Below are 26432 nucleotides of genomic sequence, written 5' to 3'. Positions count from 1 at the left end.
CACCACTCCACGCACCCGCCCCCGCGCGAGGGGCGGCCCCTTTTTGACGCCGTGGCCGAGCGGTTCAGGCGGCGGTTTGCAGAACCGTCCCACGTGGGTTCGAATCCCACCGGCGTCTCCCGTCCCGTCCCCGCCGTCACCCTGGGGACGGGACCCCGACTCCCCGTAGCTCAGCGGACAGAGCGCCGGCCTCCGAAGCCGGAGGCCGCAGGTTCGATCCCTGCCGGGGAGGCGCCGCCGCCCCGCCGCGCGCCGGGGGAGCGGCCCCGAACGGCTCAGCGGCCCCCCGGCGCCCCCGGCGAGGGCGCGGAGCCCGGCACGGGCGGCCACACGAACACGTGGGCGTACCAGGCGCCCGCGTCGCCCCGCACGGGCCGCCTGCCGTAGGTGACGGCGACCGCGGCGACGTTGCGGCCGCGGTCGGCCTGCGCGCCGGGCGCGCCTCCGGGCCGCAGGACCTCGCCCAGCAGCAGCCGGACCGGCTCGTGCAGTTCCAGCCGCAGCACCAGCGACCCGCCCCGGCGCGTCCCCGCCCGCGCCACCGCGTCCTGGATCAGCGGCGCCAGCCGGTCGGTCAGGCTCGCCGCCGCCGGGCCCAGGCCCCACACGTGCAGGGCGCCCTGCACGATCCCGCGGACGCTGCTCGCCGCGGCCCGCCCGCCGGGCAGCGGCCACCGGCCGCTGCGCAGGGCCGGCCGCGGAACGCCCCGGGCGGGAACGACGCTCATGTGCCTCTCCGATCACGAACGAGCTGCGGGCCCTGGGGGCCCCGGACCGGCCGCGCCGGACCGAACGCAATCGTCACCTCGCCCGGTTCGTGCCCCGCACGCCCCCCGCTCATGCACCCCCGTCCCCGCCCGGCTCCACCGCCCCGCGTTCCAGTGCCGGGGGGCCGGTCAGGACGGGTCGGGGAGGGCGCCGGCGATGCAGTCCAGGACGCGCCCCAGCCCGCACCGGAACTGCTCCTCGCCGGACATGTGGGGCATGCGCGCGTCCCTCACGACCCGCTCGAACATCGGATACCGGCCGCTGTCGAGCAGCTCGCGGACGTAGGGGGCGCTCCGCGTCATCCACCGCTCGGGCGTCATCCCGCTCTGGCGCATCTCCCGCACCCACTCGATCTCACCGCGCACCGCGTACTCGACGTAGCCGTTCAGGATCTCCAGCAGGGTGAGCATGTCGTCGATCGGGACGCCGACGTCCAGCGCCCCGAAGGCGAACTCCACCAGCCGCAGCCGGTTGGGGCCGAGCGTGGCGCGCGGCCGGCGCAGGCCCGCCAGCCAGGTGTGCCGGAGCCACACCGCGCGGGTGTTCTCGGCGACCAGGGTCAGGTCGGCGCGCCAGTCCCCGCTCGGCCGCTCGGGGATGCCCATCTCCAGCAGGACGTGGTCGGCCATCAGGTCGACCAGGTCGTCGCGGGAGGGCACGTAGCGGTACAGCGACATCGCGCCGGTGCCCAGGTCGGCGGCGATGCGGCGCATCGAGGCGGCCTCCAGCCCCTCGGCGTCGGCGATGCGGATCGCCGCCTCGGTGATCTGGGCGCGGCTGAAGGCGGGGCGCGGCCCCCGGCCCTGCCGTTCGGGAATCGACCAGATGCTGACGTGCTGCTCGCCGCCTGCCAACGGACCTCCTCGTGTCTCTCCCGAGCATCCTAGTTGCGTACATCGTACCCAGTTGTCTACCGTAGCTGCGTACAACGTACCCAGAGGAGGGGTTGTGACCAACGAACCGATCGTGGTGGCCGAGGGGCTGCGCAAGCGCTTCGGCGACACCCAGGCCCTGGACGGCCTCGACCTGGCCGTCCCCGCCGGCACGGTCTGCGGGGTCCTCGGCCCCAACGGCGCGGGCAAGACCACGGCCGTGCGGATCCTGGCGACACTCGCCGACGCCGACGCCGGGCACGCCCGCATCGCCGGCCACGACGTCGCCCGCGACCCCGACCGGGTCCGCGCCCGCATCGGCCTGGCCGGCCAGTACGCCGCCGTCGACGAGAAGCTCACCGGACGCGGCAACCTGCGCATGTTCGGCCGCCTGTACCACCTGCCCCGCCGCGAGGCCCGCCGCCGCGCCGACGAGCTGCTGGAGCGGTTCGGGCTCGCCGAGGCCGCCGACCGGCAGGTCGCCGGCTACTCAGGCGGCATGCGCCGCCGCCTCGACCTCATCACCAGCCTCATCCTGCGCCCCCAGGTGCTCTTCCTGGACGAGCCCACCACCGGCCTGGACCCCCGCAGCCGCGGCGAGATCTGGGACGCCGTCCGCGGACTGGTCGCCGACGGCACCACCGTCCTGCTCACCACCCAGTACCTGGACGAGGCCGACCGGCTCGCCGACGACATCGCCGTCGTCGACCACGGCCGCGTCATCGCCACCGGCACCCCCGACCGGCTCAAGGCCTCCATCGGCGACCGCCTCGACGTCGTCCTGGACGACCCCGCCACCGCCGGCCGCGCCGCCGCGCTCCTGCGCACCCTCACCGGCAGCCACCCCGCCCTGGAGGGCGAACACCTCTCGGTGCCGCTCACCACCGGATCGGTGCGCCTGGCCGACGTCGTCCGCGAACTCGACCGCGCCGGCATCACCGTCGGCGACGTCGGACTGCGCCGCCCCACCCTCGACGAGGTGTTCCTGCGCCTCACCGGAACCACCCCCGACACCCCCGACGCCCCCGGCCAAGACCCCGTCCACACCGATGCGGCCCGCGCCGCCGACACCGCCGACCGCACCCAGGAGGCCGTCCGATGACCGCCCTGACCGCCCCCGCCCCCGACTCCCGCGCCGGGCGCCTGCGCTGGGCCCTCACCGACGGCCTCACCCTCATCGGCCGCGAACTCGGCCGCATCCGCCAGGAACCCGGCGAGCTCATCGCCGCCCTGATCTTCCCCGCGATCATGGTCGTGCTGTTCGGGTACGTGTTCGGCAGCGCCATCTCCGTCCCCGGCGGCGGCAACTACCGCGAGTACCTGATGCCCGGCCTGTTCGCCATGGTCACCTTCACCTCCACCATGGCCGTCACCATGCGCGTCGCCACCGACGCCTCCCGCGGCGTCATGGACCGGTTCCGCTCCATGCCCATGGCCCGCTCCGCCGTCCCCTTCGGGCAGACCGGCGCCGAGATCCTCAACGGCGTCCTCGGCATGGCGATCATGGCCACCGCCGGCCTGGTCGTCGGCTGGCGCGCCCACAACGGCCTCTGGCAGACCGCCGAGGCGTTCCTGCTGCTGGCGCTGATGCGGTACGCGCTCAGCTGGGCCGGCTGCTACCTCGGCCTGGTGGTCAAGAACGAGCAGGCCGCCGACCAGCTCATCCCCCTGGTCTTCCCGATCACCATGCTGTCCAACTCCTTCGTCCCCACCGCCGGCATGCCCAAGGTCCTGCAGGTCATCGCCGAATGGAACCCCGTCAGCGCCCTCACCGCCGCCTGCCGCGAACTGTTCGGCAACCCCGGCGCCCCCGCGGGCGACCTGGCCTGGCCCCTCGCCCACCCCGTCCCCGCCACGATCGGCTGGGCACTGGTCCTCCTCGCGGTGTTCGCGCCCCTGTCCGTGCGGACCTACCGCACCCGCGGCCGCTGACCCCCCGCGGCCAGGTCACCGACGCGACCAGCTCCACACCTCGACGTGCCGTGCTGCCTGCGGGCTCCTAGGGGTGTACTGCCGGTCCACCTCTTGACGGTGCCTCGCAGCGCCCGCCAAAAGCGGGTTGCCTGGAAGGCATGGTGCCCCTGCCGCAGGTAAGGAAGGTGACGGCAGGGGCCCATCCGGCCAACCAGCGGCACTCACGGACAAGGGGACGACCATGCAGATCACGCGCAGCTCCATCGACACCCAGAAGGGCCCAGCCGACTGGTTCACCGGCGACGTCTACATCGACGCCGTCGCCGCGGCGCCCGCCCCGTCCCGGGTCAGCGCCAGCCTGGTGCACTTCATGCCCGGCGCGCGGACCCACTGGCACCGCCACCCGCTGGGCCAGACCGTCTTCGTCACCGAAGGGATCGGCCTGTGCCAGCGCCGGGGCGGCCCGGTCGAGGTCATCCGGCCCGGCGACCGCGTGCTCTTCGAGGCCGACGAGGAGCACTGGCACGGCGCCGCACCGAACCGGCTGATGGTCCACCTGGCCGTCAACGAGAGCGACGCCGACCACGCCGTCGTCCACTGGCTCACCCCCGTCACCGACGAGGAGTACGCCGCCCCGGCCACCGCCTGACGCCGCCCGGCGAGCACCGCACCGCACGACACCCTCGTCAGGAGAGGCACCCATGAATCCCACCTACGACTTCACCGGCCAGGTCGCCTTCGTCACGGGCGCCTCCTCCGGCATGGGCCTGGCCGCCGCCCGCGCCTTCGCCTCCTCCGGCGCCGCCGTGGGCCTCGCCGACATCGACGGCGACGCCGCCGAGCAGGCCGCCCGGGACCTCACCGGCGCCGGGCACCAGGCCCTCGCCCTGGCCTGCGACGTCACCGACGAAGACCAGGTCGCCGCCGCCGTCGACCGCACCGCGGCGGCCTTCGGGCGGCTCGACATGGCCTACAACAACGCCGGCGTCATGGCCCCGCTCACCGACGCCGCCGACGAGAACGCCGACCAGTTCGACCGCGTCAACGCCGTCAACCTGCGCGGCGTGTGGGCGAGCATGAAGCACGAACTGCGCCACATGCGCGCCCAGGGCGGCGGAGCCATCGTCAACTGCTCCTCCCTCGGCGGCCTCGTCGGCAACCCCGGCCGCGCCGCCTACCACGCCTCCAAGCACGGCGTCATCGGCCTGACCAGGAGCGCCGCCCTCGAATACGGCCCGCGCGGCGTCCGCGTCAACGCCGTCTGCCCCGGCACCATCAGCACCCCCATGGTCGACTCCATGATCGCAGCCGGGGACCTCGACCCCGGCGGAGCCGAAACGGGCCAGGCCATCGAACGGCTCGGCACCGCCGAGGAGATCGCCCAGGCCGTGCTGTGGCTGTGCAGCCCCGGCGCCGGCTACGTCACCGGCGTCGCGCTCCCCGTCGACGGCGGCTACACCGCCCGGTGACCCGGCCGCCGCGGCCGCCGGCATCGGCGGGCCCCGGGCCGCCGCGTCCCCCGCGCGGGGGAGCGGCCTCGGCCGCGGCGGGGAGGCCCCGCCCGCCCCGCGGCCGCCACGATCGTGGCCATGGCCACCACGATCGCCGCGCGCCTGTCGCCGCACGCCCTGGGGCGCCGCCTGCCCGCGGCCGCGCTCGCCTGGGTCACCGCCTACGGCGCCCTGCGCGCCTACTGGGCGTCGGGGCACCGGCCACACGACATGTCGCCCATCGGCACCGACCTCGTCGCCTTCACCGGATGGGCGGGCGCCGGCCTGTGCGGGGCCGCCGCGCTCGTGCTGGCCGCCCTCGCGCACCCGCGCGCCGACCGCCTGGCCCGCGCGCCGCGCCTGGCCCTGGCGGGCGCCGCCTGGACCGCCGCGGCGTGCCTGGTCGCCTCCGGCGCGATGCTCCTGCTGGACGCGGTCGGCGCGATCCTGCCCGGCCTGGGCCTCGGGTTCTACCCCCTCGGCGCGCTGTCGCGGGCCGCGGTCGTCGCCGCCGGGGTCATGACGGCCCTGTCCGCCCGCGCCTACACCGCCCGCACCCGAACCGGACCGGCCTGCGCCGCCTGCGCGCGCCCCGCGGCCGCGCCCGGCGCCCTGCCCCGCACACCCGCCTGGGCCTTCGGGGCCGCCTACCTCGCCGTCGCCGGATGCCTCACCCGCATCGCCGCCCAGGCCGCCGTCGGGTTCGGCGAGACGCCCACGGCCGGCGGCGCCTCGGCGACGCTGTTCGAGGCCGGGTTCGTGCTCGGCGGCTGCCTGCTGCCCCTGGCCCTCGTCCACTCCTTCGGGCGGACGTGGCCGCGCTGGTTGCCCGGCCTGGCCGGGCGCGGCGTCCCGCGCCGGCTGGTGCTGTGGCCCGGCGCCGCGATCTCCGCCGGACTGGTCGTCTACTTCGGGCTGATGCTGCTGCAGATGTCCTGGGAGCGGCTGCACGGCCGCAACCCGTTCCCGCCCGAAGGCGGCCTCGACCTGCCCGAGGCGTTCTTCTGGGTCGCCGTCCCCGCCTACTTCGCCTGGGGCGCCGGCATGGCCGCCGCGGCCCGCGCCTACGCCCGCCGCACCCGCACCCCCTGCCCCTCCTGCGGCCGCTGACCGCCCGCCCGCGGGCGCGTCCCCGGGCGGCGGGCGGCGGACCGCGACGCGTCCACCGGAACTGACGGCACTGTTCGGCAGTTATGGTGATTTGGGGCGGGAACGCGAAGAGGGGGCCGTGACCGTGGACGACAACGACGACCGGCCGACCGGGCTCGACCGCGCCGACCAGGCGGCCGCCCGCCGCGTCCAGGAGATCTGGGACGGCCTGGCACCGGCCGCCGCGCGGCTCGCCACCGCGAGCGAGCCGGTCCGCGACGCCGCCCGCGGCGCCGCGGCGCTCGCCGCCGACCGCATCCTGGCGCAGGCGGCGGGCACGCCGGTGATGAAGGCCGCCGAGCAGGCCGCGCGGGACGCCGCCGTCAAGGCCGCCCGCGCCGCCGCCGAACGCGCCGTCACCGAGGCCCGCGCCGCCGCCGCGGCCAACCCCGCCACCGCCGGCGCGTTCGAGGCCGCCACCGCCGCGATGACCCTCGCCGAGCAGGCGGCCCGCCACCCCATGGCCGCCGCCGCGCGCCGCCTGGCCGCCCAGAGCCCCCTCGCCCGCGCCGCCGCCGGCACCGTCGCCGACGTCGCCGGCCGCACCGCCTCGGCCCCCGTCGTGCAGGCCGCCACCCGCGTCGTCGCCGACACCGCCGTGGACACCGTCGCCGGCGCCGCCGCGGACGCCCTCATGGCCGCCGGCCGCGACGTCGTCGCCCGCGTCGTCCGCCAGACCGCTGAGCAGGCCGCCCGCGACCTGGCCGCCGCCCTGCGCGACACCGCCCGCGACGCCGCCGAGGCCACCGGCGCCACCGCCGAACTGGCCCCCCTGGCCGACCTGGCCGCCCGCGCCGGCCGCGACCCCGCCGTGCGCGGCGCCGCCCGCACCGCCGCCGGGCTGCTCACCGCCGCCGCCGGCAGCGCCCTGGCCCGCACCGCCCGCGACCTGGCCGCCCGCGCCGCCACCGCCGCCGTCGAGGCCGTCCTGCGCGAACTGCTCCGCGACGCCCTCAAGCTCGCCCTGCGCGACACCCTGCGCGGCATCATCGTCGAGGTGTCCCGCGACGTCGTCGTCGACGTCGCCAAGACCACCTGGACCACCGCCACCCGCCCCGCGCCGCCCCGCCCCCGCGCCCCGGCCGCCGTCGTCATCGAGGCCACCGTCGAGACCACCGAGACCACCGAAACCGTCGAGGTCGTCGAACCCGGCGGCGGCGACGCGTGGGCCGACGCCACCGCCGACAACGGCACCGACACCAGCGCCGACCCCGGCCCGCTCCCCGGCCGCGATCGCTGAACCGCCCCTCAGAAGATTCTGAAAGAACCATGAGAAACGCCCGCCGGCGGCCGGGCCCCCCACCGGCGCTGTTTACCGTGAGTACATGGAACCCGGCGCGCAGGACACACCGCCCCCGCGGATCCTCGTGGTCGACGACGAACCCGCCGTCCGCGAGTCGCTGACCAGCAGCCTGGAGTTCGAGGGCTACCGCGTCGCCGGCGCCGCCGACGGCGTCACCGCCCTGGAGCGGGTCGAGCGCGACACCCCCGACCTGGTCGTGCTGGACGTGCTCATGCCGCGCATGGACGGCCTCACCACCTGCCGGCGGCTGCGCGCCCTCGGCGCCACCATGCCCGTCCTCATGCTCACCGCCCGCGACATGGTCGGCGACCGCGTCACCGGACTGGACGCCGGCGCCGACGACTACCTCGCCAAACCCTTCGACCTCGACGAGCTCCTCGCCCGCGTCCGCGCCCTGCTGCGCCGCGCCGCCATGGCCGCCCCCGCCCCCTCCGGCGGCGCCCCCGGCGGCGTCCTGGCCTTCGACGACCTGCGCATGGACACCCTCACCCGCGAGATCACCCGCGCCGGGCGCCCCCTGGAACTGACCCGCACCGAGTACATGCTGCTGGAGATGTTCCTCACCCACCCCCGCCAGGTCCTCACCCGCGAGCAGATCCTGGAGACCGTCTGGGGATACGACTTCGAACCCGCCTCCAACTCCCTGGACGTGTACGTGATGTACCTGCGGCGCAAGACCGAGGCGGGCGGGCTGCCGCGGCTGGTGCACACCGTCCGCGGCGTCGGGTACGTGCTGCGCCCGGCGGCGTCCCCGTGAGCACCCGCGCCCCGGTCGCCCGGCGCCTCACCCTGCGCCTCACCCTGCGCGCCCGCATGGCGCTGCTCACCGCCGCGGCCGTCGCGCTCGCCGTCGCCGCCTGCGCCAGCGCCGGCTGGCTGCTGACCCGCAACCAGCTGTACCGGGAACTGGACCGCCGCCTCGGCGCGGTTTCTGGCGGCCCGCCCGGCGCCCGCGACGGCGGCTACCGCGACGGGCCGCCCCCCTTCCACGGCCCCCGCCTGCCCCGCCGCCCCGAGGCGATCCTGGCCGCCTGCTCCGCCGAGCCCACCGGGACCGGCACCCAGAACCCGCCGCCCGGCCCCTACGAGATCATGCAGCTGGTCCGCGCCGACGGGCGCCGCTGCACCGTCCCCGGCGCCGGCGCGCTCCAGGTCGGCGCCGAGGACGCGCGGGTCGCCCGCGGCGAACGCGACCACGCCTACCACGACGGCACCGGCGTCACCGCGTCCGGCACCGAGGACGGCGTCCGGATCCTCACCCGCTCGTTCCGGCTGCCCGACGGCACCCCCGCCGCCGTGTCCTACGCCATCTCCCTGGACGAGGTCCAGGGCCCCCTGGACAACCTGGCGCTCCTGCTCACCGCCGTCACCGCCCTCGGCGTCCTGGTGTCGGCCGCCGCCGGCCTCATGATCGCCCGCGCGTCGCTGCGGCCCGTGGACGAGCTCACCGGCGCCGTCGAGCACATCGCCCGCACCGAGGATCTGGCCACCCGCATCCCCGAGGAGGGCACCGACGAGATCGCCCGGCTCAGCCGCTCCTTCAACACCATGACCGCCGCCCTGGCCGCCTCCCGCGAACGCCAGCAGCAGCTCATCGCCGACGCCGGGCACGAGCTGCGCACCCCCCTCACCAGCCTGCGCACCAACATCGACCTGCTGATGCGCGCCGAGGCCGCCGGCCGCGACCTGCCCGAGGAGACCCGCCGCAACCTGCTGACCAGCGTCCGCGCGCAGATGCGGGAACTGTCCAGCCTCGTCGGCGACCTGCTGGAACTGGCCCGCCCCGCCGACACCGAGCCCGTCCGCGAGACCGCCGCCCTGCACGAGGTCCTGGACCGCGCCGTCGAACGCGCCCGCCTGCGCGGCCCCGGCCTCACCGTCACCTGCGACGCCCGGCCCTGGCACGTCCACGGCGACCCCGCCTCCCTGGAACGCGCCATCGTCAACCTCCTGGACAACGCCGTGAAGTTCAGCCCGCCCGGCGGCACCGTCACCGCCGCCCTGCACGACGGCGAACTCACCGTCCGCGACCACGGCCCCGGCATCCCCGCCGCCGACCTGCCGCACGTGTTCGAACGGTTCTGGCGCTCCCCGTCGGCCCGCAGCCTGCCCGGCTCCGGGCTCGGGCTGTCCATCGTCGCGCGCGTCGTCGCCGAATACGGCGGAACCGTCGCCCTGGAACCCGCCCCCGGCGGCGGCACCCTCGCCCGCGTCCACCTGCCCGGAAGCCCCGCCCCCGGCGACTGAGCGAGCCGCCCCCGGCGGGCCCGGCGCGTTTCTCATGCGGCGTTAAGGCACGGCTCACCGCCCTCCCACACCGGCCCCCGAACCTCGGTCCCATGAGTCACCTCATCACCGAACCGGGCACGCCCGCCGCGCCGCCCCCGCCGCCGCACGACCACGGCGGACGGGGACGGCTCGTCGAGGTGGTCGTCCCCGTCCACAACGAGGAACGCGTCCTCGCCGCCAGCGTCGAACGCCTGCACGCCTACCTCGCCGACACCCTGCCCTACCCCTTCCGCATCACCGTCGCCGACAACGCCAGCACCGACGCCACCTGGCCGATCGCCCGCGACCTGGCCGCCCGCCACCCCCGCGTCCGCGCCGTCCGCCTGCGCGACAAGGGCCGCGGACGTGCCCTGCGCCACGTGTGGGGCACCAGCGACGCCGACGTCGTCGCCTACATGGACGTCGACCTGTCCACCGACCTGGACGCGTTCCTGCCGCTGGTCGCCCCCCTCATCTCCGGGCACAGCGACCTGGCCATCGGCTCCCGCCTGACCCGCGGCTCCGCCGTCGTGCGCGGACCCCGCCGCGAGATCATCTCCCGCTGCTACAACCTGCTGCTGCGCACCGCCCTGGCCGCCCGCTTCACCGACGCCCAGTGCGGCTTCAAGGCCGCCCGCACCGAGATCGTCCAGGCGCTGCTGCCCGCCGTCGAGGACGAGGAGTGGTTCTTCGACACCGAGCTGCTCCTGCTCGCCGAACGCAACGGGCTGCGCATCCACGAGGTCCCCGTCGACTGGGTCGACGACCCCGACAGCCGCGTCGACGTCCTGCGCACCGCCCGCGACGACCTGCGCGGCATGGCCCGCGTCGCCCGCCGCATGCTCACCGGCGCGTTCCGCGCCCCCGTCGGCGGACGCCCCCGCCCCACCGCCGCCGACGCGCTCCCCGCCGGCATGGCCCGCCAGCTGCCCGCCTTCGCCGTCATCGGCGTCCTCAGCACCCTCGCCCAGCTCATCCTGTTCGTCCTGCTGCGCCTGTTCCTCGGGCCGCTGTGGGCCAACGCGCTCTCCCTGGTGATCACCACCGTCGGCAACACCGCCGCCCACCGCCGCTTCACCTTCGGCGTCACCGGCCCCCGCCGCGCCCTGCGCCAGCAGCTCGAAGGCGGCGCCGCGTTCCTGCTCGGCCTGGCCCTCAGCACCGGCGGCCTGGCCCTGCTGCACGCCGCCGCGCCCGGCGCCGGACGCGCCGTCGAGGTCGCCGCGCTCGTCACCGCCAACGCCCTGGCCACCCTCGCGCGGTTCCTGCTCATGCGCGCCTGGATCTTCCACCCCCGCCGCCTCGGCGACCACCCCGCCCCACCCGCCGCGGGAGCCTCCACCGCGCCCCCGCCCGCCCACGACACCACCGGAGGGACCACGGCATGACCTCCACCCTCACCCCGCCGCCCCCCACCGGGCGCACCGCGCCCCGCGGCCGCGCCCGCCGCCTGCTCCTCGGCCCCGGCGACCACCCGCGCTGGGCGCGCCCCGCCCTGTGGGCCGTCCTGATCGCCGCCACCGCCCTGTACGCGTGGGGGCTGTCGGCCGCCGGGGACGCCAACGCCTACTACTCCGCCGCCGTCAAGAGCGGCACCCAGAGCTGGAAGGCGTTCTTCTTCGGCTCCCTGGACGCCGGCTCCTACATCACCGTCGACAAACCCCCCATGGCCCTGTGGGCGATGGGACTGACCGCCCGCGTCATCGGATTCGGGACCTGGAGCCTGCTGCTCCCGCAGGTCGCCGCCGGCGTCGCCGCCGTCGCCGTGCTGCACGCCACGGTCCGCCGCGCCTTCGGGCACGCCGCCGCGCTCACCGCCGCCGCCGTCCTGGCCCTCACCCCGATCACCGTCGCGATCAACCGCGACAACAACCCCGACACCCTCCTGGTGCTGTTCCTGGTCGCCGCCGCCTGGGCCTGCCAGCGCGCCATCGACACCGGCCGGCTGCGGCCCCTGCTGCTCGCGGCGCTCCTGGTCGGATGCGGCTTCAACACCAAGATGCTGCAGGCGTTCCTGATCGTCCCCGCGCTGGCCCTGGCCTACCTGGCCGCCGCGCGGCCCGGCCTGCTCCGCCGCGCCGGGCACCTGCTCGCCGCCGGCGCCGTCCTCGCCGCGTCCTCCCTGTGGTGGACGCTGCTGGTCGACGCCATCCCCGCCCGCTCCCGCCCCTACATCGGCGGCAGCACCGACGGCACCGCCTGGGACCTGGTCATCGGCTACAACGGCCTCGGCCGCATCCTCGGCCAGGGCAGCGGCCCGGGCGGACGCGGCGGCCCCGGAGGCGGCGGCGGGTTCGGCGGCCGGTCCGGCGCCGGACGGCTGTTCAACGACATCCTCGGCGGCCAGATCTCCTGGCTCGTCCCCTTCGCCGTCCTCGCCCTGGCCGCCGGGCTCGTCCTGCTGCGGCGCCGCCCCCGCACCGACACCGCACGCGCCGCGCTGCTGCTGTGGGGCGGATGGCTCGCCGTCCACTACGTCGTGTTCAGCTTCGCCCAGGGCACCTTCCACCCCTACTACTCCACCGCCATGGCGCCCGCGATCGCCGCGCTCACCGGCGCCGGAGCGGTCCTGCTGACCGGCGCGCACCGCAGGTCGCGGGCCTGGGCGTGGGCGCTGCCCGCGGGCGTCGCCGCCACCGGCGCGTGGGCGTTCGTCCTGCTGGACCGCACCCCGTCCTGGAACCCGTGGCTGCGGTGGGCCGTCGCCGCCGCCACCGTCCTGGCCGTCGCCGCCCTGGTCGCGGGCCGGGTCTCCGGACGCGCCGGGGCACGCGCCACCGTCATCGGCGCCGCCCTCGCCGTGATCGCGGGCCTGGCGGGCCCGGGCGCCTACGCCGTCTCGGCCGCCTCCACCACCTCCAACGGCACCAACCCCCTGGCCGGTCCCACCTCCGGCGGCGGATTCGGCGGCGGATTCGGGCCGCGCGGCGCCATCCCCGGCGGCCGCGGCGCACCCCCCGCCATGCCCGGCGGACAGGCCCCCAACGGGCCGATGCCCCCGTGGCAGGCCGGAGGCCAGAACGGGCAGGCCCCCGACGGGCAGTCACCCGACGGGCGGGGCGCGGACGGGCGCGGGCAGCGGCCCGGCGGGTCCGGCGCGCGCGGCGGACCCGGCGACGGCCCCGGTGGGGGCGTCGGTGGGGGCGTCGACACCAAGATGACCGACTACCTGGAGGCGAACCAGGGCGGCGCCACCTGGCTGGTCGCCGTCTCCAGCGCCCAGGAGGCCTCCTCGATCATCCTGCGGACCGGGCGCCCCGTCATCGCCATGGGCGGCTTCACCGGCAGCGACCCCGCCATGACCGTCGCCAAGCTCCAGCAGTACGTCAAGGACGGCAAGCTCCGCTACATCCTGCTCGGCGGCCGCATGGGCCCCGGCGGCGGCGACACCGCCGTCACCGCCTGGGTCCAGAAGAACGCGACCCCCGTCGACGCGAGCGCCTACGGCGGCGCCACCGGCGCCCAGCTGTACAAGCTCGACTGAACAGGGGAAGACGCACATGACCACCACGATCCCGGCCGCCCCGCCCGCGCCCCGCACCCCGCGCGGGTGGGGCGGCGCCGCCCGCAGGCTGCTGCGCGGCCCCGCCGCCGACCCCGCCTGGGCACGGCCCGCCCTGCTGGCCCTGCTCACCGCGACCGGCGCCGCCTACATCTGGGGACTCGGCGCGTCCGGATGGGCCAACGCGTTCTACTCCGCCGCCGTCCAGGCCGGCGCCACCAGCTGGAAGGCGTTCTTCTTCGGCTCCTCCGACGCCGCCAACGCCATCACCGTCGACAAGCCGCCCGCCGCGCTGTGGCCGATGGCCCTGGCCGCCCGCGTGTTCGGCGTCAACACCTGGAGCATCCTCGTCCCGCAGGCGCTCATGGGCGTGGCGACCGTCGCGGTGCTGCACGCGGCCGTCCGGCGCCGCATCCCCGCCTGGGCGGCCCTGCTCGCCGGCGCCGCGCTCGCCCTGACGCCGGCGGCCGCGCTGATGTTCCGGTTCAACAACCCCGACGCCCTGCTGGTGCTGCTGCTGACCTGCGGCGCCTACGCGGCGCTGCGCGCCCAGGAGAACGCGGGCACCCGCTGGCTGCTGCTCGCCGCCGCCTGCGTCGGAACCGGGTTCCTGGCCAAGATGCTCCAGGCGTTCCTGGTCGTCCCGGTGTTCGCGCTGGTCTACCTGCTCGCCGCGCCGACGCCCTGGCGGCGCCGGCTGTGGCAGCTGGCCGCCGCCGGGGGAGTGCTGCTGGCCTCCGCGGGGTGGTGGGTCGCGGCCGTCGCGCTGGTGCCCGCCTCCGCCCGCCCCTACATCGGCGGATCGCAGCACGACTCCGTCCTGGAACTGGCCCTCGGCTACAACGGGATCGGACGCCTCAACGGCGAGGAGACCGGCGGCCTCGGCAACCTCGACCAGGACGCCGGATGGGGCCGCATGTTCGGGCCCGTCATCGGCGGCCAGATCTCCTGGCTGCTGCCCGCCGCGCTCGCCCTGCTCGCCGCCGGGCTGTGGGCCGCGCGCCGCGCGCCCCGCACCGACCCCGCCCGCGCCGCCCTGGCGCTGTGGGGCGGATGGCTCCTGCTCACCGCCGCGGTCTTCAGCTGGATGCAGGGCATCTTCCACGAGTACTACACCGTCGCGCTCGCCCCCGCGATCGCCGCGCTCACCGGCATGGGCGCCGCGCTGCTGTGGGAACGCCGCCGCGCCCCCGAGGCCGCCGCGGTCCTGTCGGCGACCGTCGCCCTCACCGCCCTGTGGGCCTACGTGCTGCTCGGCCGGTCGGCGGACTGGCACCCCTGGCTCGCGCCCGCGGTCGCGGCCGCCGGGCTGCTGGCCGCCGCGGGCCTCGCGGCCGCGAGGCTGCTGCGCGGACCCGTCCTCGCCGCGGCCGCCGCCCTGGCGGTCCTGGCCTGCCTCGCCGGGCCCGCCGCCTACGCCGCCGAGACCGTCCGCACCCCGCACACCGGCGCCATCGTCACCGCGGGCCCCGCCACCTCCACCGGCTCCGGCCCCGGACGCGGCCGCCCGGGCCGCCGCCCCGGACGCGCCGGACCCGGTGGCTGGACCCGCGGCCCCGCCGCACCCCCGCCCCAGGGCCCCGGCGCCGCCGGACGCATGCCCGGCGGCCCTGCGGGCCCCAGAGGCGGCGGGGGACCGGGAGGCGGGCCGGGCGGGCTCCTGAACGCCGGGGCCCCCGGCGCCGCCGTCACCGCCGCTCTCAGAACCGGCGCCACCTCCTACACCTGGGTCGCCGCCGCCGTCGGATCCAACACCGCCGCCGGCTACCAGCTCGCCGCCGGAAGGCCCGTGATGGCCGTCGGCGGGTTCAACGGCACCGACCCCGCCCCCACCCTCGCCGAGTTCCAGCGCCTCGCCCGCCAAGGCAGGATCCACTACTTCGTCGGCGGCGACCGCGGCCGGCCAGGGGCGCGCGGCACGGGCCCGGGGACGCGCGCCGCCAGCGGCAGCGACGCCGCCCAGCAGATCAGCGCATGGGTCGCCGCGAACTACACCCCCGCCACCGTCGGCGGCACCGTCCTGTACGACCTGACCCCCGGCGCGGCGTGACCGGGCGTCCCGCGCGGGGAAGGGAGGAAGGAGAACGGCACCAGCGAACAGGGAGTGACCCGATGGCCGACACGCTCGACGCCGACGAAGTCGCCGAACGCCTGCGCGGCCTGCCCGCCTGGAGCCGGGACGGCGACCGGATCCGCAGGCAGGTCACCGCGCCGTCCTTCCCCGCCGGGATCGAGGTGGTCGCCGACGTCGCCCGCGCCGCCGAGGACGCCGACCACCACCCCGACATCGACATCCGCTGGCGCACCCTGACCTTCGCCCTGTCCACCCACAGCGCCGGCGGCCTCACCGGCAAGGACTTCGACCTCGCCGCGACGATCGACCGGATCGCCGCCCGGCACGGCGCCGGGTAGGGCCGCGATGGCCGTGCAGGTGGCGGTGTGCGGGCCGGGGGAGTGCACCGAGCTCCAATGGGACCACGCCTACGAGACCGGCCGGATCCTCGCCGGGCGCGGCGCCGTGGTCGTGTGCGGCGGGCACGGCGGCGTGATGGCCGCCGCGGCCGCGGGCGCCCGCACCGCCGGCGGCGTCGTGGTCGGGATCCTGCCCGCCGCCGACCGCACCGCCGCCGGGCCCGACCTCACCGTCGCCGTCCCCACCGGACTCGGCCAGGCCCGCAACAACGTCCTCGTCAACTCCGCCGACGCCGTCATCGCCGTCGGCGGATCCTGGGGGACGCTGTCGGAGATCGCCCTGGCCATGCGCGCCGGACGCGTCCCCGTCGTCCAGCTCGGCGGCTGGCGCGTCCACGACGAGGACGGACGGCCCGTCGGCGGCCTCGTGCACGCCGCCGACCCCGCCGCCGCCGTCCGCGCCACCGGCCTGTGGCCCTAGCCCCGCGCCTTGACCGGCGGTCCGACCCGTCCTCACAAGAAGAAGCGGCCCCGAAGGGCCGCTCCTTGTTGGCGGGCCACGCCCCAGGTGCCGCAGGAGAGTCAGTGGGTCCGCTCCCAGAGCTCACGCTTCCGGGCCTGGCGGATCCGCCGCTCCTCCTGGCGGCGCTGGGCCGCGTCCCTGGTGTTCCGCGCGGCCACGCGGCGCCTGTACCACCTGCTGGCCTTCACGGAGTCCTCGACGCACGCGACGACCGCGAGGCCGGCGAGGGGGACGAAGACGATGGCGACGATGGCGACGCCCGTGAGCAACCCGTCTCCGACAGGGTCGTCGGGGCCGCCGTCCAGCATGTCGAAGAAGGCGCCCCAGACGCCGCCGGCGACGAGGATGAGGACGAGGGACAGGATGACCTTCCCGAGGTCCTCCAGGGTTTGTGCGGTGCGCTCGAATCCGCGCATGTGATCACGACCTTCGGTCTTTGGTTCCGAGCTCCGGGCGTCCGGAGCAGCCCTAGGTGACCAGGGCTGGACTAGACCGTGCGCGGCCGAAGGCCGTTGGCCACACCTCGGTCCCGCCGCCGGAGCACGCTCCCGCCGGCGACCGGCCGGGCGGCTCTAGTGGGCGGAGAAGCCGCCGTCGACGAAGATCGACTGGCCGGTGACGTAGGCCGCCGACGGCGACGCCAGGAACACCGCCGCGCCGGCGAAGTCCTCCGCCAGGCCGTTGCGGCCGGTCATCGTCCGCTCGGCGAGCGCCCGCACCTTCGCCGGGTCCGACGACAGGCGCGCGTTCAGCGGCGTCATCACGAAGCCCGGCACCAGGGCGTTGGCGGTGACGCCGCGGCTCGACCACGCCTCGGCCTGCGACCGGGCCAGCGCCACCAGCCCCGCCTTGGACACCCCGTAGGCGCCGCTGGTCACCGACGCCCGGAACGCCTGCTGCGAGGCGATGTGGATCAGCCGCCCGAACCCGCGCTCGGCCATGCCCGGCCCGAACCGCTGCCCGAGCAGGAACGGCGCGTCCAGGTTCACCGCCATCGTGGTGTCCCACACGTCGGTGCCGAGCTCGTCCATCGGCGGCCGCAGGTTCACCCCCGCCGCGCTGACCAGGATGTCGGGCTCGCCGAACGCCGCCGCCGCGTCCTCGGCGGCCCCGGCGACCGCGTCCCGCGACCCGAGGTCGGCGCTCACCGCCGCGGCCCGGCAGCCGTGCCCCTCCAGCTCCCCGACGGTCGCCGCCAGCTCGGACTCCCGCCGCGCCACGACGACCACCGAGGCCCCGGCCCGCGCGAGCGCCCCGGCGATCGCGCGGCCGATCCCCGAACTGCCGCCCGTCACCACCGCGACCCTGCCCTCCAGCGAGAACAGCTCGGACAGGTACGGCGCGGGAGACGGGCGATCGCTCATGAGCGCAGAGTCTAGGGGCCGGGCGGCGGGTCGTCCGGCGGGCCCCCGCCGCGGCGGCGGTCCCGCCACACCACGAAGACGATCACCGCGACCACCACGAACGTCGGCACGAAGAACGGCACCGCCGTGATGATCGGATGGGACGCCAGCACGCCCTGCGCCGTCATGCGCCCGCCCTCGCGCGCGGCCCGCCCCGGGCGGCCCCGGCAGGCCCGGGGCGGTCCGGCAGCCGCCGCGCGATCCGCGCCACGCCCCAGCCCAGCGACAGCACCAGTGCCAGCGTGCACAGCAGCACCACCGCCGAGCACACCGCCCACAGCCAGCCCGGCACGTCGGTCCTCAGCTCCCGCTGCAGGATCGTCCGCTCGCCCCGCAGGTCCCGGGTGAAGCGCGGCGGCGCGGGCAGTTCCTTCGCGCCGATCGCCGAATCGTCGGGCAGGTAGACCGGGACGCCCGCCAGCGTCCGCCCGTCGTGCACGCGCACCAGCGTCTTCCACTCGCCGTGCAGCGGCATCGGCTCGCTCGTGCGGTAGACGCCCTCGCGGACCCTCACCAGGCGGTCGACGTGCAGGCCCTGCCCCTGCCAGCCCGTCACCGTCACCCAGGCCGGGCCGTCGACGGCGTCCGCGGGGGAGAACTCGACGCGCGCTTGGGCGGTGCGGTGCGCGGCGTCGCCGCGGACGCCGGTGAGGGTGACGGTGGCCGTGCGGCCCTGCGGGACCGAGACGACCAGTCCGTTGGCGACCGCCGCCGCCACCGCCAGGATCGCCGCGGCGAACAGCCCGCGCGCCACCACCGGGCGCGGCGCACGCCCGTGCAGCCCCTCGGCCAGAAGCGCCCCGCACACCCCGCCCGCCACACCGCCCACCACGGCCATCACCATGCCCTCGGCCACGATGTCCGGCGTCCACGGCAGCCGGAACGCGACCTGCCCGTAGGCGTACTCGGCGCCGAACCCGGCCGTGCCGATCAGCACGCCCGACACCGCGCCCAGCGCCAGCGGCCGCCGCGCCAGCACCAGCGCCGCGACCTCCACGCACACCGCCTCGGCGAAGTACAGCGGCACCGCCGCCCACAGCTCCCCGATCACCCCGCCGACCAGGACCGACACCCCGCCGCGCACCACCATGTAGAACACCACGGCGAACACCGCGCCGCCGCGCCCGGCCCACAGCCGCGCCGCGACCAGCGCGCAGCCCGCCGCCAGCGCGATCAGCAGCGGCTGGTGGACGAGCCGGAACTGCGGCACCCCGAAGTCGTACTCGGCCTGGAACACCGACAGCCCGATCAGCAGCCCGCCCGCGTGCATGCAGCGCCGCACGTACCGCAGCCACCCCGGCGGCCGGCCGGCGTCCCCGGAGGCCTGGCGGCCCTCCCGCTCCAGCACCATCATCGCCACCAGCGACAGGCCCGCCCCGCCGATCAGCATCAGGTGCGTCGGCCCCCACAGCGTCACGTCCTGCCCGAAGATGCGGTGCCACACGTCGTCGAGGGGGAACCCCAGCAGCGCGTAGAAGCCGGCGCCGGCCAGCAGCACCCCGCCGGCCGGGGCGTGCCAGTCCCGGGTGATCCGCACCGACGCCGCCCCGGGGCGCTCGCCCCTGGGCAGCACGACGGCCAGGACCCCGGCGGTGAAGATGCCGAACAACCCGATCAGGATGGGGTAGTGGGCGATGTTGGCCAGCGGCCCCTCGTCCCGGCCGTGGGAGATGTGCAGGGAGATGTCCCAGTACATTCCGAGCAGCGCGACCAGCAGCGACACCATCGCGACCGGGATCGGCAGCGCCGCCCACCCCGGGGTGCCGCGGCCCGGGCCGCGCGTCGCCAGGTCCGCCGCCCGCGCCAGGACGGTGACGCGGCCGCTGCGGTGCCCCCATCCGAGCACCAGCAGCGCCGCCGTCAGCGCGGCCGCGGCGCCCGAGGCGATGAGGATCTGGTCGAGTGCCGCGCCGCCCGCCGGTCTGGCCGGCGCCCCGGCGAGCCGCGCCGCGGCGCCCGCGCCGCCGATCATCGCGCTCATGCCCGTCACGTGCTCCACCACCGCTGCTCCCTTGACGCGCGAACCAGGACGCCCCCGTACTGATCGGGGCGAACCCCCAAGCGGAGTATGTCACTTTCCAATGTGTCATTGTCTAGTGTCACACTTTGTGGTGTGCGACACCGGAACGGAAGGGGAGACATGCGGCGGCGGACACGAGCGAGAGCGACCGCGGTGCTGATCACGGCCACGGCCGCGCTGACGGCGGCGGCCGCCTGCGGAGAGCCCGCGTCACCGCCGTCAGGCGCGCGGACCGGCACGCCGCCCACCGCGGCGGACGGCGCCCCGGCCGCGTCCGGGCCCCCGGCCGTCCGGATCGCCGTGACCGTCACCGGCGGGAAGGCCCGCACCGCGCAGCGCCGCGTGAAGGTGCCCCGCGGCGCCGCCGTCGAGATCACCGTCACCGGCGACACCGCCGACGAGTTCCACCTGCACGGCTACGACCGCGAACTGCGGCTGCGCCCCGGACGGGCGGCCACCCTGCGCTTCACCGCCGACACCCCCGGCGTGTTCGAGGCCGAGCTGCACCACTCCGGCGCCCGCGTCCTCGAACTCCAGGTCGGGTGACCCGTGCACGTGCTCGCCCACGGGCTCGGCGGCCGCACCGACCTGCCCCTGGACGCCGTCGCCGCCATCACCGGCGGCGGCCTGGCCGTCGCGGCCTCCTTCCTCGCCCTCACCGCCGCGTGGAAACGGCCCCGCCTCCACCCCGACGCCGGGCGCCCGCTGCCCCCCGCCCTCGCCCGCGCGCTGGACGCCCCCGCCCTCACCGCGGCCGGACGCGCCCTCGCACTGGCCGCGGCCGCCCTGGTCGTCGCCGTCGCGTTCGCCGGGCCCGCCTCCGACGCCCGCAACCTCGCGCCGTGGGCGCTGTTCGTGACGTTCTGGGTGGGCCTGGTCCCCGCCAGCGTCCTGATCGGGCCCGTGTGGCGGCGCGTCAACCCGCTGCGGACCCTGCACACCGCGCTCTGCCGCGCCACCCGCACCCCGACGGCGGGACGGCGCGCCCTGCCCGCCCGCCTCGGCTACTGGCCCGCCGCCGCGTGGCTCACCGGGTTCGTCTGGCTGGAACTGGTCGCCCCGCACCGCTCCGACCCGCGCCTGGTCGGCGCCCTCATCCTCGCCTACGCCGCCGGCAACCTCGCCCCGGCCTGGTGGTTCGGCCGCGACTGGTTCACCCGCGGGGACGGGTTCGAGGCCTACTCCAGCCTGCTGGCCCGCCTGTGCCCGATCGGGCGGCGCGGCGACGGCGCCCTCGTCCTGCGCACCCCGCTCACCGGCCTGACGGGGGGCGGCCCCGAACCCGGCCTCACCGCGACCGCCTGCGTGCTGATCGGCTCGACCGGGTTCGACGGCATCACCCGCACCACCTACTGGCGCGACAACGTCGACCCCGCGAGCGTCCCCGCCGGAACCCTGGGCCTGGCCGCCGCCGTCGGCTCCGTCGCGCTGCTGTACGTCGCGGCGCTGCGGCTCAGCGCACGGCTGACCCGCCAGGACCCGGCCCTCCCGCCCGACCGGTCCGCGCCCGCGAGGTTCGCCGCGACCCTGCTGCCGATCGCCCTCGGCTACACCCTCGCCCACTACTTCTCGTTCTTCGTCCTGGAGGGCCAGACCACGTTCATCCTCGCCAGCGACCCCTTCGGGACGGGCCTGAACCTGCTCGGCTCCACCGGCAACCGCGTCGACTACGACCTCGCCGGACCCACCCTCGTCGCCCAGGTCCAGGTCAACGCCATCGTCCTCGGCCACATCGCCGGGACGATCGCCGCGCACGACCTCGCCCTGCGCCGCCCCGGCCCGGCCGCGCGGGCCCAGCTGCCCGTCGCCGCCGTCATGGTCGCGCTCACCTGCGCCGGCCTGTTCGCCCTGCTGAGCGGCTGACCGCTGACCGCCGCCACGATCGGCGGTCAGCGCGCGAACGTCCATCGCATCGCGCCGTACGGCTTCACCGTCCCCACCGCGAACACCGTGTGGAAGACGATCCGGTAGACGTACCACGGCGGCGGCCCCGCGCTCTGCGCGCTGTAGGGCGCGGTGAACGCCCCGCCCTCCACCCGCGCCGGCCACCCGCCGTCCCGGTACCCGGCCGCGACCGCCTCCAGGACCTCCGGGTCGGTGACGCGCTCGGCCTCGCCCTCCAGGACCACGTCCCCGACCGGGGTGCGGACCGAGACCGTGCACGCCGGGTTCGCCGCCAGGTTCCGGGACTTGCGCGTGCCGGGCCCGCTGACGACGTACAGGTCTCCGTCGTGCCACAGCGCGCCGACGCCCGCCGAGTGCGGGCGCCCGTCCGGGCGGACCGTGCCGAGGAACACCGGCGTGCCGGGCTCGGGCAGCGCCGCCTTCAGCGCGTCGCGCACGCCGTCCCACGCCAGCTCCCCGGCCCCGTAGATGTCGAGGTCGCGCGCCTCGACGGGATCGCGGTCGCTCATCGTCACCCTCCTTCAGGAACCGCCGTGCGAAAACCTCTCAAGGGGTAGACGGCGGGGCGGAGGCGAAATCATCGGTGCCCGGTTCCTAGAGTTGCCCGCATGGCTCCTTCGATCGCCACCGCGAACCGCGTCGACCGCTCCGAACTGCTGGAGTTCCTGCGTCCCCGCCACCACGCGCTGCTGTCCACCGCCCGCGCCGACGGCCGGCCCCAGATGTCGCCGGTGACGTGCGGCGTCGACGACCAGGGCCGCATCGTCGTGTCCACCTATCCCGAGCGGGCCAAGGCCCGCAACGCCCGCCGCGACCCGCGCGTGTCGGTGTGCGTGCTGTCCGACGACTTCAACGGCCCCTACGTGCAGGTCGACGGCACCGCCGAGGTCATCGACATGCCCGAGGCCGCCGACGCGCTCGTCGACTACTACCGCTGCATCGCCGGGGAGCACCCCGACTGGGACGAGTACCGGGAGGCCATGCGCCGCCAGGACAAGTCCCTGATCCGCGTCACCGTCGAGCGGTGGGGACCGATCGCGACCGGCGGGTTCCCCGCCCGCCTCGTCCCCGACAACTAGCGGCGGCCCGCGGCCCGCGCAGGCAGGCCGCGGCGCAGGAACTGCGCCGTGACCGACGACGGCGCCTCCAGCAGCCCGGCGGGAGTGCCGGCGAACACGACCTCGCCGCCGTGCCGGCCACCGCCGGGCCCGAGGTCGACCACCCAGTCGGCGTGCGCGACGACCTGAAGGTCGTGCTCGACGACGATGACGGTCCCGCCGCCGTCCACCAGCCGGTCCAGCAGCGCCAGCAGCGAGCCGACATCGGACATGTGCAGGCCCGTCGTGGGCTCGTCCAGCACGTACACCGTGCCGGCGCCGTGCAGGCGGGTCGCCAGCTTGATGCGCTGCCGCTCGCCGCCCGACAGCGACCCCAGCGGCCGCCCGAGCGTCATGTAGCCGAGCCCCACCTCGTCGAGGGCGCGCAGCCGCGCGGTGATCGCGCGTCCGGCCGGGTCGGCGCCCTCAGCGGCGGCGGGCCCGTCGAAGAAGCCCAGGGCCTCCTCGGCGGTCATCGCCAGGACGTCCACGATCGTGCGGCCGCGCAGCGTGTGCGCGAGGACCTCGGGGCGGTACCGGCCGCCCCGGCACGCCTCGCACGTGGTGGTGACCGGGTCCATGAACGCCAGGTCGGTGACGATGACGCCGTTGCCGTCGCACTCGGGGCACGCGCCCTTGGAGTTGTGGCTGAACAGCGCCGCGCCGGCGCCGCTCACCCGCGCGAACAGCCGGCGCAGCGGGTCCATCACGCCGACGAACGTGGCGGGGCTGGACCGGCGGGACGCCGCGATCGCCGACTGGTCCACCACGACCGCGCCGGGGTGCCGCGCGGCGAACTCGTCCATGACCAGGGTGCTCTTGCCCGACCCGGCCACGCCGGTGACCGCCGTGAGCACGCCCGTGGGGAACCGCACCGTCACGTCCTTGAGGTTGTGGGTGCGGGCGCCGGTCACCGCCAGCCATCCGCCCGGCTCCCGGAACGCGGCCTTCACCGGCGCCCGGCGGCCCAGCGCCCGGCCGGTCGGCGTCGCGGCCGCGCGCAGCCCCGCGACCGTCCCGGTGAACACGACCTCGCCGCCGTGCACGCCCGCGCCGGGCCCCATGTCGACCACGTGGTCGGCGACGGCGATCACGGCCGGGTCGTGCTCGACCACCAGCACGGTGTTGCCCTTGTCGCGCAGCCGCAGCAGCAGCGCGTTCAGCCGGTCGACGTCGCGGGGGTGCAGGCCCGCGCTGGGCTCGTCGAAGATGTAGGTCATCCCGGTCAGGCTGGACCCCAGGTGCCGGACGACCTTGAGCCGCTGCGCCTCCCCGCCCGACAGCGTGCGGGTCGGCCGGTCCAGGGACAGGTAGGACAGCCCGATGTCGGCCAGCCGCCGCAGCCGCGCGACGGCCTCCCCGGCGACCCGCGCGGCGACCGGGTCGGTGATCTCGCCGAGCGCGGCGACCAGGTCGCCGACCTCCATCCGCGACAGGTCGGCGATGCTGCGTCCGCCGATCCGCGAGGCCAGCGCCGCCGCGTTGAGCCGCGCCCCGCCGCACGCCGGGCAGGTCTGCTCGCGCACCACGCGGCGGGCGGCGTCGCGCACCTTGGGCGGCAGGGACGCCAGGTCCCGCCTGAGGTAGAGGCGGTCGAACCGCTCGATCATGCCCTCGTAGGCGTTGTGGCCCATCGACCCGGTCCGGTTGCGGCGCGGCACCCGGAACCCCTTGCCGTGCAGGAGCAGGTCCCACTCCTCGGGGGTGAAGTCCCGCAGCGGCTTGTCGGGGTCGAACAGGCCCGACTCGGCGTAGAGCTGCCACACGAACGTCCCCACGCCGAACGGAGGGAAGTCGACCGCGCCCTCGTTCAGCGACCGCCCGGTGTCCAGGAACAGGTCCAGGTCCACCCGCGCGACGTGGCCCAGGCCGTCGCATTCGGGGCACATGCCGCGCGGGTCGTTGAAGGAGTAGGCGGAGGCCTCCCCGGCGCTGGGCGTGCCGTGCCGCGAGAACAGGACCCGCAGGACGGGGGAGATGTCGGTGATGGTGCCGACCGTGGAGCGGGCGTTGCCGCCGATCGGCCGCTGGTCGACCACGACCGCGGGCGCGAGGCGGTCGATGACGTCGGCGTCGGGCCGCTCGCGGCGGGGCATCCGGTCGCGGGCGAACCAGCTGAGCGTCTCGTTCAGCTGCCGCTGCGACTCCGCCGCGACCGTCCCGAACACGATCGACGACTTGCCCGACCCCGACACTCCGGTGAACACCACGAGCCGGTTCTTCGGTATACGCAGCGAGACGTCCTTGAGGTTGTTGGTCCTTGCGCCGGTGATGATGATGTGGTCCCCGTTCATGGCCGGAACGCTAGGCGGCAAAGAGGCCAGGATCTGACCGCATTCGACGCATACTGGGGTCATGTCGTCCGAACGCCTTCTGCGGCTGTTGTCCCTCCTGCAGACCCGCCGCGAGTGGAGCGGGCCGGAGCTGTGCGAGCGCCTGGCCGTCAGCCCCCGAACCGTCCGCCGCGACATCGAGCGGCTGCGCGGCCTCGGCTACCCCGTGCACGCCACGCTCGGAGCGGCCGGCGGCTACGTCCTGGAGGCCGGGGCCGCGATGCCGCCGCTGCTGCTGGACGACGAGGAGGCCGTCGCGATCGCCGTCGGGCTGCGCGCCGCGACCGGGGGAGCGGTCGAGGGCATCGCCGAGGCGTCGGTGCGCGCCCTGGCCAAGCTCGAACAGGTCCTGCCCGCGCGGCTGCGGCGCCGCGTCACCGCCCTGCACGCCGCCACCACCACCCTGGGCTCCCGGCCCGCAGGGCCGGTCGCCGCCCCCGAGACCCTGACGGTCCTGGCCGCGGCGTGCCGCGACCACGAGCGCGTCCGCTTCGCCTACCGCGGCGCCGGCGACCGGGAGACCCGGCGCCTGGTCGAGCCGCACGGCCTGGTGTCGGCGGGGCGGCGCTGGTACCTGGTCGCGTTCGACACCGCCCACGACGACTGGCGGGTCTTCCGCGTCGACCGCGTGTCCCGCCCGCTGCCGACCGGCGTGCGCGTCGCGCCGCGCGAACTGCCCGCCGCCGGCCCGGCCGAGTTCGTCACCCGCTTCCTGGCGGGATCGCTGCCGGCGACGCGGGCGGTGCTGCTCGTGCGCGCGTCCGCGCGGGAACTGGCCGACCGGTTCCGCGTGGCCGAGACCGAGATCGAGCCGGTCGACGACCGCACCTGCGTGCTGCGCACCTCCCCCGACTCCCTGGAGTGGACGGCGCTGCGCATCGCCTACCTCGACATCGACTTCGAGATCCGCGAACCGGCCGAGCTGCGCGACCGCGTCGCGGCCATGGCCGAGCGCCTGGCCCGCGCCGCCCGCTGACGCCCCGCCCGGTCGAGGCGCGGCACCCGCGAACGCGGCGCGGTGTCATCCGAGGTACCTGACAGAAGGTGTCAGCTTCTCCTGGAAGCCTGAGGGCACACCGATCATGAAGGAGCCGATAGATGTCCGGTATCGCCGAGTTCGTCGCCGTCAACCTCGACTGCCCGGAGCCGCCCGTCCTCGCCGCGTTCTACGCCGCGGTGACCGGAGGCGAAATCACCTACGACACCCCCGAGGCCTCCGCCGTCAAGCTGCCGAACGGCCTGGACGTGTACTTCCAGGGCGTCGCCGGGCACCAGCCGCCGACCTGGCCCGAGGGGGAGCGGCCCCAGCAGTTCCACCTCGACTTCTACGTCGACGACCTGGACAAGGCCGAGGAGACCGTGACCGGCCTCGGCGGCGCCAGGCCCGACTTCCAGCCCGGCGGCGACCGCTGGCGCGTCCTGACCGACCCCGCCGGCCACCCCTTCTGCGTCTGCCTCCGGCAGAACTAGTCG

26 protein-coding genes and 2 tRNA genes are annotated in these 26432 nt (G+C 76.2%); 20 read left to right on the top strand and 8 right to left on the bottom strand.

Annotation, left to right across the window (positions count from 1 at the left end; genetic code table 11):
- Positions 1 to 45 precede the first annotated feature (45 nt).
- Positions 46 to 118: transfer RNA gene (locus tag BKA00_RS09890), tRNA-Cys, on the top strand.
- Positions 119 to 159: 41 nt separating this feature from the next.
- A tRNA-Arg gene (locus BKA00_RS09885) sits at positions 160 to 232 on the top strand.
- Between the two features lie 43 nt (positions 233 to 275).
- Here BKA00_RS09885 and BKA00_RS09880 read toward each other — a convergent pair.
- Both BKA00_RS09880 and BKA00_RS09875 read right to left on the bottom strand, forming a co-directional pair.
- Positions 276 to 728, bottom strand: a complete 453-nt coding sequence (locus tag BKA00_RS09880; RefSeq protein WP_185024629.1) for a hypothetical protein — start codon at positions 726 to 728, stop codon at positions 276 to 278.
- 168 nt (positions 729 to 896) lie between these two features.
- The gene (locus BKA00_RS09875; protein ID WP_185024628.1) at positions 897 to 1622 is read right to left on the bottom strand and encodes a TetR/AcrR family transcriptional regulator; all 726 of its coding nucleotides are present in this window, start codon (positions 1620 to 1622) and stop codon (positions 897 to 899) included.
- A gap of 94 nt (positions 1623 to 1716) precedes the next feature.
- Between BKA00_RS09875 and BKA00_RS09870 the strand changes: the two genes are divergently transcribed.
- From BKA00_RS09870 to BKA00_RS09810, 13 genes are all read left to right on the top strand, one after another.
- Positions 1717 to 2742, top strand: coding sequence for an ATP-binding cassette domain-containing protein (locus BKA00_RS09870; RefSeq protein WP_230298846.1), 1026 nt, complete (start codon positions 1717 to 1719; stop codon positions 2740 to 2742).
- The gene (locus BKA00_RS09865) at positions 2739 to 3572 is read left to right on the top strand and encodes an ABC transporter permease (protein WP_185024626.1); all 834 of its coding nucleotides are present in this window, start codon (positions 2739 to 2741) and stop codon (positions 3570 to 3572) included. Before BKA00_RS09870 ends, BKA00_RS09865 begins: the two co-directional genes overlap by 4 nt.
- Before the next feature lie 223 nt (positions 3573 to 3795).
- A complete protein-coding gene (locus BKA00_RS09860) occupies positions 3796 to 4203 on the top strand; it encodes a (R)-mandelonitrile lyase (RefSeq protein WP_185024625.1) in 408 nt (135 codons plus the stop codon).
- A gap of 52 nt (positions 4204 to 4255) precedes the next feature.
- A complete protein-coding gene (locus tag BKA00_RS09855) occupies positions 4256 to 5023 on the top strand; it encodes an SDR family NAD(P)-dependent oxidoreductase (RefSeq protein ID WP_185024624.1) in 768 nt (255 codons plus the stop codon).
- 120 nt (positions 5024 to 5143) lie between these two features.
- Positions 5144 to 6154, top strand: coding sequence for a hypothetical protein (locus BKA00_RS09850; protein WP_185024623.1), 1011 nt, complete (start codon positions 5144 to 5146; stop codon positions 6152 to 6154).
- A gap of 118 nt (positions 6155 to 6272) precedes the next feature.
- Complete coding sequence (locus BKA00_RS09845; RefSeq protein WP_185024622.1) at positions 6273 to 7433, top strand: hypothetical protein; 1161 nt, start codon at positions 6273 to 6275, stop codon at positions 7431 to 7433.
- Positions 7434 to 7518: 85 nt separating this feature from the next.
- A complete protein-coding gene (locus BKA00_RS09840) occupies positions 7519 to 8253 on the top strand; it encodes a response regulator transcription factor (protein WP_185024621.1) in 735 nt (244 codons plus the stop codon).
- A complete protein-coding gene (locus BKA00_RS09835) occupies positions 8250 to 9743 on the top strand; it encodes a HAMP domain-containing sensor histidine kinase (RefSeq protein ID WP_230298845.1) in 1494 nt (497 codons plus the stop codon). Before BKA00_RS09840 ends, BKA00_RS09835 begins: the two co-directional genes overlap by 4 nt.
- Positions 9744 to 9835: 92 nt before the next feature.
- Positions 9836 to 11152: a bifunctional glycosyltransferase family 2/GtrA family protein gene (locus tag BKA00_RS09830; RefSeq protein WP_185024620.1), complete on the top strand. Its 1317-nt coding sequence runs from the start codon at positions 9836 to 9838 to the stop codon at positions 11150 to 11152.
- Positions 11149 to 13248 carry an ArnT family glycosyltransferase gene (locus BKA00_RS39780; protein WP_185024619.1) on the top strand — a complete coding sequence of 700 codons (2100 nt, stop codon included), beginning with the start codon at positions 11149 to 11151 and terminating at the stop codon, positions 13246 to 13248. Before BKA00_RS09830 ends, BKA00_RS39780 begins: the two co-directional genes overlap by 4 nt.
- A 16-nt stretch (positions 13249 to 13264) precedes the next feature.
- The gene (locus BKA00_RS09820; protein ID WP_185024618.1) at positions 13265 to 15316 is read left to right on the top strand and encodes a glycosyltransferase family 39 protein; all 2052 of its coding nucleotides are present in this window, start codon (positions 13265 to 13267) and stop codon (positions 15314 to 15316) included.
- 62 nt (positions 15317 to 15378) lie between these two features.
- Positions 15379 to 15678 carry a 4a-hydroxytetrahydrobiopterin dehydratase gene (locus tag BKA00_RS09815; RefSeq protein ID WP_185024617.1) on the top strand — a complete coding sequence of 100 codons (300 nt, stop codon included), beginning with the start codon at positions 15379 to 15381 and terminating at the stop codon, positions 15676 to 15678.
- Positions 15679 to 15685: 7 nt separating this feature from the next.
- Entirely contained in the window at positions 15686 to 16159 is a 474-nt protein-coding gene (locus BKA00_RS09810; protein WP_185024616.1) for a TIGR00725 family protein, read from the top strand.
- 101 nt (positions 16160 to 16260) lie between these two features.
- On the opposite strand, the gene BKA00_RS09805 is transcribed toward BKA00_RS09810, so the two are convergent.
- The 4 genes from BKA00_RS09805 to BKA00_RS09790 form a co-directional block, all read right to left on the bottom strand.
- Positions 16261 to 16617, bottom strand: a complete 357-nt coding sequence (locus BKA00_RS09805; protein WP_185024615.1) for a hypothetical protein — start codon at positions 16615 to 16617, stop codon at positions 16261 to 16263.
- 156 nt (positions 16618 to 16773) lie between these two features.
- A complete protein-coding gene (locus BKA00_RS09800; RefSeq protein ID WP_185024614.1) occupies positions 16774 to 17565 on the bottom strand; it encodes an SDR family NAD(P)-dependent oxidoreductase in 792 nt (263 codons plus the stop codon).
- Positions 17566 to 17576: 11 nt separating this feature from the next.
- Complete coding sequence (locus tag BKA00_RS09795; protein WP_185024613.1) at positions 17577 to 17732, bottom strand: hypothetical protein; 156 nt, start codon at positions 17730 to 17732, stop codon at positions 17577 to 17579.
- Entirely contained in the window at positions 17729 to 19603 is a 1875-nt protein-coding gene (locus BKA00_RS09790) for a hypothetical protein (protein ID WP_221493086.1), read from the bottom strand. The genes BKA00_RS09795 and BKA00_RS09790 overlap by 4 nt, the downstream gene beginning before the upstream one ends.
- 174 nt (positions 19604 to 19777) lie before the next feature.
- On the opposite strand from BKA00_RS09790, the gene BKA00_RS09785 reads away from it, so the two are divergent.
- Positions 19778 to 20170: a cupredoxin domain-containing protein gene (locus tag BKA00_RS09785; RefSeq protein ID WP_185024612.1), complete on the top strand. Its 393-nt coding sequence runs from the start codon at positions 19778 to 19780 to the stop codon at positions 20168 to 20170.
- Between the two features lie 3 nt (positions 20171 to 20173).
- A complete protein-coding gene (locus BKA00_RS09780; protein ID WP_185024611.1) occupies positions 20174 to 21487 on the top strand; it encodes a hypothetical protein in 1314 nt (437 codons plus the stop codon).
- A 26-nt stretch (positions 21488 to 21513) separates the two neighbouring features.
- On the opposite strand, the gene BKA00_RS09775 is transcribed toward BKA00_RS09780, so the two are convergent.
- A complete protein-coding gene (locus BKA00_RS09775; protein WP_185024610.1) occupies positions 21514 to 22038 on the bottom strand; it encodes a pyridoxamine 5'-phosphate oxidase family protein in 525 nt (174 codons plus the stop codon).
- Between the two features lie 99 nt (positions 22039 to 22137).
- On the opposite strand from BKA00_RS09775, the gene BKA00_RS09770 reads away from it, so the two are divergent.
- Positions 22138 to 22608 carry a PPOX class F420-dependent oxidoreductase gene (locus BKA00_RS09770; protein WP_185024609.1) on the top strand — a complete coding sequence of 157 codons (471 nt, stop codon included), beginning with the start codon at positions 22138 to 22140 and terminating at the stop codon, positions 22606 to 22608.
- On the opposite strand, the gene BKA00_RS09765 is transcribed toward BKA00_RS09770, so the two are convergent.
- The gene (locus tag BKA00_RS09765) at positions 22605 to 24920 is read right to left on the bottom strand and encodes an ATP-binding cassette domain-containing protein (RefSeq protein WP_185024608.1); all 2316 of its coding nucleotides are present in this window, start codon (positions 24918 to 24920) and stop codon (positions 22605 to 22607) included. The two genes, BKA00_RS09770 and BKA00_RS09765, sit on opposite strands and share 4 nt — an antisense overlap.
- A gap of 61 nt (positions 24921 to 24981) precedes the next feature.
- Between BKA00_RS09765 and BKA00_RS09760 the strand changes: the two genes are divergently transcribed.
- The gene (locus BKA00_RS09760; protein WP_185024607.1) at positions 24982 to 25935 is read left to right on the top strand and encodes a helix-turn-helix transcriptional regulator; all 954 of its coding nucleotides are present in this window, start codon (positions 24982 to 24984) and stop codon (positions 25933 to 25935) included.
- 122 nt (positions 25936 to 26057) lie between these two features.
- The gene (locus BKA00_RS09755) at positions 26058 to 26429 is read left to right on the top strand and encodes a VOC family protein (RefSeq protein WP_185024606.1); all 372 of its coding nucleotides are present in this window, start codon (positions 26058 to 26060) and stop codon (positions 26427 to 26429) included.
- The last annotated feature ends 3 nt before the right edge of the window (positions 26430 to 26432 follow it).

Source organism: Actinomadura coerulea (genome assembly GCF_014208105.1).
Lineage (GTDB): Bacteria > Actinomycetota > Actinomycetes > Streptosporangiales > Streptosporangiaceae > Spirillospora > Spirillospora coerulea.
This window is presented reverse-complemented; position numbering and strand designations above follow the sequence as displayed.

Excerpts from the sequence above, each read along its gene's own strand:
- BKA00_RS09880 (WP_185024629.1), bottom strand. The coding sequence starts at position 728 with ATGAGCGTCGTTCCCGCCCGGGGCGTTCCGCGGCCGGCCCTGCGCAGC.
- BKA00_RS09865 (WP_185024626.1), top strand. The coding sequence starts at position 2,739 with ATGACCGCCCTGACCGCCCCCGCCCCCGACTCCCGCGCCGGGCGCCTG.
- BKA00_RS09860 (WP_185024625.1), top strand. The coding sequence starts at position 3,796 with ATGCAGATCACGCGCAGCTCCATCGACACCCAGAAGGGCCCAGCCGAC.
- BKA00_RS09855 (WP_185024624.1), top strand. The coding sequence starts at position 4,256 with ATGAATCCCACCTACGACTTCACCGGCCAGGTCGCCTTCGTCACGGGC.
- BKA00_RS09850 (WP_185024623.1), top strand. The coding sequence starts at position 5,144 with ATGGCCACCACGATCGCCGCGCGCCTGTCGCCGCACGCCCTGGGGCGC.
- BKA00_RS09840 (WP_185024621.1), top strand. The coding sequence starts at position 7,519 with ATGGAACCCGGCGCGCAGGACACACCGCCCCCGCGGATCCTCGTGGTC.
- BKA00_RS09830 (WP_185024620.1), top strand. The coding sequence starts at position 9,836 with ATGAGTCACCTCATCACCGAACCGGGCACGCCCGCCGCGCCGCCCCCG.
- BKA00_RS39780 (WP_185024619.1), top strand. The coding sequence starts at position 11,149 with ATGACCTCCACCCTCACCCCGCCGCCCCCCACCGGGCGCACCGCGCCC.
- BKA00_RS09820 (WP_185024618.1), top strand. The coding sequence starts at position 13,265 with ATGACCACCACGATCCCGGCCGCCCCGCCCGCGCCCCGCACCCCGCGC.
- BKA00_RS09815 (WP_185024617.1), top strand. The coding sequence starts at position 15,379 with ATGGCCGACACGCTCGACGCCGACGAAGTCGCCGAACGCCTGCGCGGC.
- BKA00_RS09810 (WP_185024616.1), top strand. The coding sequence starts at position 15,686 with ATGGCCGTGCAGGTGGCGGTGTGCGGGCCGGGGGAGTGCACCGAGCTC.
- BKA00_RS09805 (WP_185024615.1), bottom strand. The coding sequence starts at position 16,617 with ATGCGCGGATTCGAGCGCACCGCACAAACCCTGGAGGACCTCGGGAAG.
- BKA00_RS09800 (WP_185024614.1), bottom strand. The coding sequence starts at position 17,565 with ATGAGCGATCGCCCGTCTCCCGCGCCGTACCTGTCCGAGCTGTTCTCG.
- BKA00_RS09795 (WP_185024613.1), bottom strand. The coding sequence starts at position 17,732 with ATGACGGCGCAGGGCGTGCTGGCGTCCCATCCGATCATCACGGCGGTG.
- BKA00_RS09775 (WP_185024610.1), bottom strand. The coding sequence starts at position 22,038 with ATGAGCGACCGCGATCCCGTCGAGGCGCGCGACCTCGACATCTACGGG.
- BKA00_RS09770 (WP_185024609.1), top strand. The coding sequence starts at position 22,138 with ATGGCTCCTTCGATCGCCACCGCGAACCGCGTCGACCGCTCCGAACTG.
- BKA00_RS09765 (WP_185024608.1), bottom strand. The coding sequence starts at position 24,920 with ATGAACGGGGACCACATCATCATCACCGGCGCAAGGACCAACAACCTC.
- BKA00_RS09760 (WP_185024607.1), top strand. The coding sequence starts at position 24,982 with ATGTCGTCCGAACGCCTTCTGCGGCTGTTGTCCCTCCTGCAGACCCGC.
- BKA00_RS09755 (WP_185024606.1), top strand. The coding sequence starts at position 26,058 with ATGTCCGGTATCGCCGAGTTCGTCGCCGTCAACCTCGACTGCCCGGAG.